The organism is Nocardia sp. XZ_19_231, from assembly GCF_015355705.1.
GTDB lineage: Bacteria > Actinomycetota > Actinomycetes > Mycobacteriales > Mycobacteriaceae > Nocardia > Nocardia salmonicida.
On record NZ_JACUZI010000001.1, the window covers coordinates 502257 to 510221 of the forward strand.

General features: G+C 66.6%; 7 protein-coding genes. 6 read left to right on the top strand and 1 reads right to left on the bottom strand.

Features of this window, described 5'->3' with window-relative positions; all coding sequences use genetic code 11:
• Window positions 1-12: 12 nt before the first annotated feature.
• The 3 genes from IBJ82_RS02240 (at window position 13) to IBJ82_RS02250 (ending at window position 2603) form a co-directional block, all read left to right on the top strand.
• Window positions 13-1128, top strand: a complete 1116-nt coding sequence (locus tag IBJ82_RS02240) for a helix-turn-helix transcriptional regulator (RefSeq protein WP_194824273.1) — start codon at window positions 13-15, stop codon at window positions 1126-1128.
• 93 nt (window positions 1129-1221) lie between these two features.
• Window positions 1222-1644, top strand: a complete 423-nt coding sequence (locus IBJ82_RS02245; RefSeq protein WP_194824274.1) for an EF-hand domain-containing protein — start codon at window positions 1222-1224, stop codon at window positions 1642-1644.
• Window positions 1645-1760: 116 nt separating this feature from the next.
• Window positions 1761-2603: a hypothetical protein gene (locus IBJ82_RS02250; RefSeq protein ID WP_194824275.1), complete on the top strand. Its 843-nt coding sequence runs from the start codon at window positions 1761-1763 to the stop codon at window positions 2601-2603.
• A gap of 20 nt (window positions 2604-2623) precedes the next feature.
• Here the strand turns inward: IBJ82_RS02250 and IBJ82_RS02255 are convergent, their stop codons facing one another.
• Window positions 2624-3385: a metal-dependent transcriptional regulator gene (locus IBJ82_RS02255; protein WP_228536395.1), complete on the bottom strand. Its 762-nt coding sequence runs from the start codon at window positions 3383-3385 to the stop codon at window positions 2624-2626.
• Window positions 3386-3486: 101 nt separating this feature from the next.
• Between IBJ82_RS02255 and IBJ82_RS02260 the strand changes: the two genes are divergently transcribed.
• The 3 genes from IBJ82_RS02260 to IBJ82_RS02270 all read left to right on the top strand — a co-directional run bounded on the left by IBJ82_RS02260 (window position 3487) and on the right by IBJ82_RS02270 (window position 7528).
• A complete protein-coding gene (locus IBJ82_RS02260; protein ID WP_194824276.1) occupies window positions 3487-4455 on the top strand; it encodes a bifunctional riboflavin kinase/FAD synthetase in 969 nt (322 codons plus the stop codon).
• A 127-nt stretch (window positions 4456-4582) separates the two neighbouring features.
• Entirely contained in the window at window positions 4583-4852 is a 270-nt protein-coding gene (gene rpsO / locus IBJ82_RS02265) for a 30S ribosomal protein S15 (RefSeq protein ID WP_056811493.1), read from the top strand.
• A 399-nt stretch (window positions 4853-5251) separates the two neighbouring features.
• Window positions 5252-7528 carry a polyribonucleotide nucleotidyltransferase gene (locus IBJ82_RS02270; protein ID WP_194824277.1) on the top strand — a complete coding sequence of 759 codons (2277 nt, stop codon included), beginning with the start codon at window positions 5252-5254 and terminating at the stop codon, window positions 7526-7528.
• Window positions 7529-7965 lie beyond the last annotated feature (437 nt).

A 7965-nucleotide genomic window follows, 5' to 3' on the forward strand; every position in this document is an offset into this window, starting at 1 on the left:
GACAATGGGCACATGACCGCCCCGGCTTCGCCTTCCCTGTCCGCACTGCTCAGCGGGATCGCCGCGGCACCGGATGCGCACGAGCTGTTCGAGCGGACGTCCACCCGATTGCGCCGATCCGTGGGGTTCGATGCCGCGGTGTGGGTGGCCACCGATCCGGTCAACGGGCTGACCACCGCGCCGGTGCGGGTGGAGAACCTGCACGAAGGCGGCTGCGGAACCTACTGGGAGTCAGAGATTTTCGCTGAGCATGTCAACCTGTTCCGCGATCTGGCGGTGGCGCAGGTGCCGGTGGCCGGTTTGCGCGCGGTGACGGGCGACCGGCCGACGCTGAGCCCGCTGTATCGAAGTTTTATGCGACCCCGCGGATTCGGCGACGAATTGCGGGCTGTGCTGCGCGTGGACGGACAGGGCTGGGGGCAGGTGAGCTTGTTCCGGGATCGTGGCAAGCAGGCCTTCGCCCCCGCCGATATCGCGGTGCTGCAAGCATTATCGGCCCCGATGGCACGGCGCTTGCGCGGCTTCGCGCGACCGGCGACCACGGGCTGGGACGGCGTCCACGCGCCCGGCCTGCTGCTGTTCGGCGCCGACGGCGCCCTGCTCTCGGTGAACGACGAAGCCCGTGAGCTGCTCGCGCTGATGCCGCCCGGCCCGTCCACGACCACCGACTCCGGCCTCGAATTACCTTTGCCCGTCTGGATTCTCAGCACGGCGGGCCGTGCGCGTCTCACCGGCGACAGCGCCCGCATCCGTATTCGCACGCTGACCGGCCGGTGGCTCGTCTGCCACGCCTCGTGTCTGCGTGACGCGAACGGCGAACCGACTACGACAGCGCTGGTGATCGAACACGCGACCCCGTCGGAGGTGGCCGCACTCGTCGCTGCGGCCTATGAACTGACCCGCCGCGAACTCGAAGTCACCGAACTCGTCGCGGCCGGACTGTCCACCGCCGCCATCGCCCGGCACCTGCTGGTATCGGCCCACACGGTGCGCGACCACGTGAAGTCCGTCTTCGACAAGACAGGCGTCACCAGTCGCGGTGAACTCGTCGCGGCCCTGTTCACCGAATATCGGCAACCGGCGGCCGAATCGGTCACACTGCGCGTGCTCGACGGCCAGGCGAGCTGAGAGTCGCCCACTCGTTGTGCGCCACACCCACTCCGAGGAATCCGTAGAGTGGCGTGACCGGCCGGTGGTGGCCGCGGAAGAGGGATTCGTGAGATGAGTGCAGAGTCGGTCGACACGTTCACGCTGTGGGATCGCGACGGTGACGGGCTGGTGTCGGTGGACGACATCGTCGACGGAATCCGTTCCGCGGGAATCGAAGTCGACCGGGAGGCCATCGAGCGGATGGTCGCCGCCGCGGACACCAACGGTGATTTTCTCGTCTCCCGTGCCGAATTCGACGCCGCCGTCGTCGCGGGGCGCATCGAAGTCACCGACGCCGACGCGGCGTTTCGGGTCTTCGACATCAACGGCGACGGCCGGATCTCGGTCACCGAGCTGGAATCGCTGATTCGCCACGTCGGCGCGGGCCACATCGACGAACCGGCCGCCGACCTGCTCGCGGCCGCCGACCAGGACGGCGACGGATACCTCTCGCTCACCGAATTCCGCGTGCTGCTGGATTTCCTGTCGCGTTGACAGTGCTGGACCATTCCGGTGGCTTCGGCTGTCAGTGGCACTGGACGTGTCGCTAACGTCCTGTCCGATACCGGCGATAGCGAGGATGAATAGCTTTCGCGTCGGAGGGGCAGACCATGACTGCGATCGGGAAGACCTGGATCGGTGTCGTCGCCGGTGTGACGGTGTTGCTCACGGCGTGCGGGACCGGTGATCCGCAAGTGCCGGGATCGAACTCGGCACGCTCGACGACCACGGTCACCGCGTCGATACCGATAGCCACTCCCAGTGCTGCTCCCGCCGTGATCTCCGGCGGGCCTGCGTCCACGGCCGGAGAGGGCGGCCCATCGAAGTCTGTGGGTGCGCCTACCGCTCCGGCGATGACCGCCACGCCGCCCGCAGCCGCGACCGGCACCGTCGTACTGCGCACCGTGACCCTGTCCGGGGTCCCTGTTCCCGGTGTGCCGGTTCACCTTTCGCTGCAGCAGCCGTGTGATCCGTCGAGCAACGACATCCCCCTCGGTGAGACGGTGGAAACAGTGCGCCGCGACGGTGTCACCGACGAACAAGGTCAGGCGTCATTCGTCACCGAAATCGGTTGCTATCACTTCGGGATGACCGCGCCTTCGGGAACGAACCCGGTCCCCGAAGGCATGCACGCGCTGTTCCTGGTCACCCCTGGCAGCACGGCCACCGGCAAACTGCGCTTCCAGGACACCCCGACCGAACCCGCCGCCGCCTGTGCCGAATCCACCATCGAATCCGAACTGGGCGTCGATCCGGGACCCGCTGCCACCATCGCCGACTGCGACGGACAGTGGGGTGTCATCCGCTGGGATACCCCCGGCGACAACCAGCGCCTCATCACCCGCACGTCGGGAACCTGGACCACCTATGTCAGGTTCCCCCACGACACCTGCTGGACCACCGCCACGGCTGACGGCGTACCGGCCCGCCTCCGCACCTATTTCAACTGCTGATCAGGTTCGCTTCGACCGGATCAGGCGGTGAGCCAGATCGCTTCGGCGGCAAGTGTTCCCAGCTCGGTGGGATTCTCGGACGAAGCGATGTGGACGGCGATGGTGCCGGCGAAATCGCGGCGCTCGGCTACTGCGATGGTGGTGTCGAGGGCGATCCCGACGGAGTCGAAATAGCGCAGCATGGCGGGGTCGGAATCGGAGATACGGGCCACCCGCCCGGATTCACCCGCGGCGAAGTCGCTGAGTTGACGGGCGGGGGGAGTGGGGACGGCACCGTCGGTGGAAGGGATGGGGTCGCCGTGGGGATCGCGGTCGGGGTGACCGAGTTTCGCGTCGATGCGGGACATGAGCAGGTCCGAGACGGCGTGTTCGAGTACTTCGGCCTCGTCGTGGACCTCGTCCCAGCCGTAGCCGAGTTCGTTCACCAGGAAGGTCTCGATCAGACGGTGCCGGCGCACCATCGCGACCGCGGCGCGACGGCCGTGCTCGGTCAGGGTGATCGCGCCGTAACGGGCGTGTTCGACCAGGCCCTGATCGGTGAGCTTGCGCACCGCCTCCGACACCGTCGAGGCCGACACGCCGATTCGCTCGGCCAGCAGTTTGGTCGACACCTTCTCCTGCGACCACTCCTGGGCGGTCCAGATGACCTTCAGATAGTCCTGTGCCACCGCCGAGAGGTCCGGCGCGATGGTGGCGGCGAGTTCGGCCTGCTCGGCGGGCTGCGTCAGCGCGCTACGGGTCGCGACATCTCGTTTAGCGGGCACATCACCAATGTTAGGCATCCCTGCCCCGAATAACACATCGACGAACCGGCACGCCGTGTATCGGTGATCCGGTCACACCGGAATTCAGTTCGGGCACTGCTTTGCGTAGGCTTCGCTCTGTGCAGAGATGGCGAAGTCTCGACGACGTGCCCGCGGACTGGGGGCGTTGCGTTCTCACGATCGGCGTGTTCGACGGGGTACATCGGGGGCACGCGCAGCTGATCAGCCGCGCGGTCGCCGCGGCGGGCAAGCGTGGCGTTCCCTCGGTTCTGATGACCTTCGATCCGCACCCGATGGAGGTTGTGCGACCCGGTTCGCATCCCGCACAGCTGACCACGCTGACTCGCCGGGCGGAGTTGGCTTCCGAGCTCGGGATCGATGTGTTCTGCGTGATGCCGTTCACCCAGGACTTCATGAAACTCACCCCGTCCGAGTACGTGCACGATCTGCTGGTCGAACGCCTGCACGTCACCGAGGTCGTGGTCGGCGACAACTTCACCTTCGGCAAGAAGGCCGCGGGCACCGTCGACACGATGCGCGAACTCGGTGAGCGGTTCGGCTTCGAGGTCGACGGGGTGACCCTGCTCGGCGAACACGCCGTCACTTTCTCCTCCACCTATATCCGTGCCTGTGTCGACGCGGGCGATATGGCCGCTGCGGCCGAGGCGCTCGGACGCCCGCATCGTGTCGAGGGTGTCGTCGTGCACGGCGACGGTCGTGGCCGCGGGCTCGGGTTCCCGACCGCCAACGTCGCCCCGCCGATGCACGCCGCGATCCCCGCCGACGGGGTGTACGCGGGCTGGTTCACCGTGCTCGGGTCGGGCCCGACCATCGGTAACGCCGCACCGGGCGAGCGCGCGATGGCCGCGATCTCGGTCGGCACCAACCCCACGTTCTCCGGCCGCGCGCGCACCGTCGAAGCGTTCGTCCTCGACGGTGAAGCCGACCTCTACGGCCAGCACGTCGGTGTCGATTTCGTCGAACAACTGCGCGGGATGCGCAAATTCGACTCCATCGACGATCTGGTCGAGGCCATGGGCCGCGATGTCGAGGAAGCGCGCAAAGTCCTCACCGCCGCCGACGCCTGAGGCCGATTCGGTAGCGCCTTCGGGCGTCCGGTAAGGTGAATCCTCGGGTTTGCTGCGGTCCGCGGTGGCGCCCATCCCGGGTAACCGGACCTTCGAGCGCGGAACTGAAAAATAGGAGTCGAGCCACATGGCGCTGACCACTGAGCAGAAGTCGGCAATTCTCGCCGAATACGGCCTGCACCCCACCGACACCGGCTCGCCGGAGGCGCAGATCGCGCTGCTGTCGAAGCGGATCTCGGACCTGACCGAGCACCTGAAGCAGCACAAGCACGATCACCACACCCGTCACGGCCTGCTGGCCCTGATCGGTCGTCGTCGTCGCCTGTCGAAGTACCTGCAGGCCAACGACATCAACCGCTACCGTTCGCTCATCGAGCGTTTGGGTCTGCGTCGCTGATCTGAATCAGACACGCCTCCCCGTCGAGGCGGTCGACACCTGGCCAACGGGAAGAAGTACACTTCTTCTCGTTGGCTATTCGTGTGTTCGGGGACCATCGGGTTCCCGGCCGCATTACAACATGTGACAGCCGTGTGCATCCGTCCGCGTGGCGTCGGTCTTCGGTAGTGGCCTTTCGGCAGGCGTTCTTTCTCGCCGCCGTCGGGCTTCGATCGATGACCGCCTCCGCGTCGCCGCTTCCAAGGGGATACGGCCGGGTGCTGCGCGTGGACGCCAGGAGGGTTTCCACGTGTCCGTGTCCGGTACGGCTGACGACAGCTGGGTTCGCGCCCACCATGGGAAAAGTACGCATGGAAACGGCAGCGCGACCAGCGAGACGAGAGGTCGAGAGAAGAAAATATGACGCAGACAACTGAACGTACTTCGACTGCGGTCGAGGTCGAGCCCGGTGTTTTCGAGTCGGTCGCGCTGATCGACAACGGTAGCTTCGGCACCCGCACCATCCGCTTCGAGACCGGCCGTCTGGCCAAGCAGGCCGGCGGCTCCGTCGCCGCCTACCTGGACGACGAGACCATGCTGCTGTCGGCGACCACCGCGGGCAAGCACCCCAAGGACCAGTTCGACTTCTTCCCGCTGACGGTCGACGTCGAAGAGCGCATGTACGCCGCGGGTCGCATCCCCGGCTCGTTCTTCCGTCGCGAGGGCCGCCCCTCCACCGACGCGATCCTGACCTGCCGCCTGATCGACCGGCCGCTGCGCCCGACCTTCATCGACGGTCTGCGCAACGAGATCCAGGTCGTTGTCACCGTGCTGAGCCTGAATCCGGCCGACCTGTACGACGTGGTGGCCATCAACGCCGCCTCGGCGTCGACTCAGCTCTCGGGCATCCCGTTCTCCGGCCCGATCGGTGGCGTTCGCGTCGCCCTCATCGGTGAGCAGTGGGTCGCGTTCCCGACCGTCGAGGAACTCGAAGGCGCCGTGTTCGACATGGTCGTCGCGGGTCGCGTCACCGACACCGGCGACGTCGCCATCATGATGGTCGAGGCCGAGGCCACCGACAAGGTCATCGCGCTGATCGAAGACGGTGCGCAGGCGCCGACCGAGGCCGTGGTGGCCCAGGGTCTGGAAGCCGCGAAGCCGTTCATCGCGCGTCTGGTCCGCGCCCAGGCCGACCTGGCCGCGCTGGCTGCCAAGCCGACCCAGGAGTTCCCGCTCTTCCCGCCGTACGGCCCCGACGTGTTCACCGCTGTCGAGGGCACCTCGAAGGTGGAGCTGAACGAGGCGCTGAGCATCGCCGACAAGCAGGCCCGCGAGTCCCGCATCGACGAGATCAAGGCTGAGGTGCTCGCCCGTCTGGGTGACGACTTCACCGGCCGCGAGAAGGAACTGGGTGCCGCGTTCCGCTCGGTCACCAAGAAGCTGGTTCGCCAGCGCATCCTCACCGATGGTTTCCGCATCGACGGTCGTGGCCTGGCTGACATCCGTGAGCTGTCGGCCGAGGTCGACGTGATCCCGCGCGCCCACGGTTCGGCGATCTTCGAGCGTGGCGAGACCCAGATCATGGGTGTCACCACGCTGGACATGGTGAAGATGGCGCAGCAGGTCGACTCGCTCGGCCCGGAGACCTCCAAGCGCTACATGCACCACTACAACTTCCCGCCGTTCTCCACCGGCGAGACCGGTCGCGTCGGTTCGCCGAAGCGTCGCGAGATCGGCCACGGCGCGCTCGCCGAGCGTGCGCTGATGCCGGTGCTGCCCTCGCAGGAGGAGTTCCCCTACGCCATCCGTCAGGTCTCGGAGGCGCTGAGCTCCAACGGCTCCACCTCGATGGGCTCGGTCTGTGCCTCGACGCTGTCGCTGCTCAACGCCGGTGTGCCGCTGAAGGCGCCGGTCGCGGGTATCGCCATGGGCCTGGTGTCGGACACCATCACCAACGACCAGGGTGTCGAAGAGGTCCGCTACGTCGCGCTCACCGACATCCTCGGCGCCGAGGATGCCTTCGGCGACATGGACTTCAAGGTTGCCGGTACCCGTGACTTCGTCACCGCCCTGCAGCTCGACACCAAGCTCGACGGCATCCCCTCGCAGGTGCTGGCCGGTGCGCTGAACCAGGCGCACGACGCCCGCACCACCATCCTGGACGTGATGGCCGAGGCCATCACCGACCCCGATGAGATGAGCCCCTACGCCCCGCGCGTGACCGCCATCAAGATCCCGGTCGACAAGATCGGCGAGGTCATCGGGCCCAAGGGCAAGATGATCAACCAGATCACCGAGGAAACCGGCGCCAACATCTCCATCGAAGATGACGGCACCGTGTTCGTCGGTGCGACCGATGGGCCGTCGGCCCAGGCCGCGATCGACATGATCAACGCCATCGCCAACCCGCAGCTGCCCAAGGTCGGCGAGCGCTTCCTCGGCACGGTCGTCAAGACCACCGCCTTCGGTGCGTTCGTGTCGCTGCTGCCGGGCCGCGACGGTCTGGTGCACATCTCCAAGCTGGGCAACGGCAAGCGCGTGGCCAAGGTCGAAGACGTGGTCAACGTCGGCGACAAGCTGCGCGTGGAGATCGCCGATATCGACAACCGCGGCAAGATCTCGCTCGTCCCGGTCGAGGACGAGGCCGCTGCGGCCGCCGAGCCGGCCGCCGTCGAGGAGACCGTCGACGCCGAGTAAGCGTCGCAACGTCTGACCGAAACCCCCGCCGTTCTACGGCGGGGGTTTTGTCGTTTCCGGGGCCGCATCGTGCTCGTGATCTGGATCACGACGATGCAACGGTGATGCAACGTTGTCCCGCCTAGTGTGTCTGGACACAGTAAAAATCTGTGTCGACAGCCGTGATGCCGCTCATCGGGCAGCGCGTCCGACCGCTGTCGGCTCGGCGTACGCGGTCGGATCGCTGGACCGTTCTCAGCGTCGAAAAGTGAGTCTCCCAGGCGCGATTTTGACTGAATCCGGTCCGGTTTATTACTGAAACGAATACGCTTCTGCTCGTGTTCGGACGCGTGGTTCAGGTGTCGGGGTCGACGATGGAGGTCGGGAGATAACCGAGTCATTGCTGGTTGCGTGGCGGCGAGCCGGATTGCCGCGATCGTGTCATAGCCGATCGCACT

What these genes read in the sequence shown, in the direction of transcription:
- IBJ82_RS02240 (WP_194824273.1), top strand. Translation starts at nt 13, where the DNA reads ATGACCGCCCCGGCTTCGCCTTCCCTGTCCGCACTGCTCAGCGGGATC.
- IBJ82_RS02245 (WP_194824274.1), top strand. Translation starts at nt 1,222, where the DNA reads ATGAGTGCAGAGTCGGTCGACACGTTCACGCTGTGGGATCGCGACGGT.
- IBJ82_RS02250 (WP_194824275.1), top strand. Translation starts at nt 1,761, where the DNA reads ATGACTGCGATCGGGAAGACCTGGATCGGTGTCGTCGCCGGTGTGACG.
- IBJ82_RS02255 (WP_228536395.1), bottom strand. Translation starts at nt 3,385, where the DNA reads ATGCCTAACATTGGTGATGTGCCCGCTAAACGAGATGTCGCGACCCGT.
- rpsO (WP_056811493.1), top strand. Translation starts at nt 4,583, where the DNA reads ATGGCGCTGACCACTGAGCAGAAGTCGGCAATTCTCGCCGAATACGGC.
- IBJ82_RS02270 (WP_194824277.1), top strand. Translation starts at nt 5,252, where the DNA reads ATGACGCAGACAACTGAACGTACTTCGACTGCGGTCGAGGTCGAGCCC.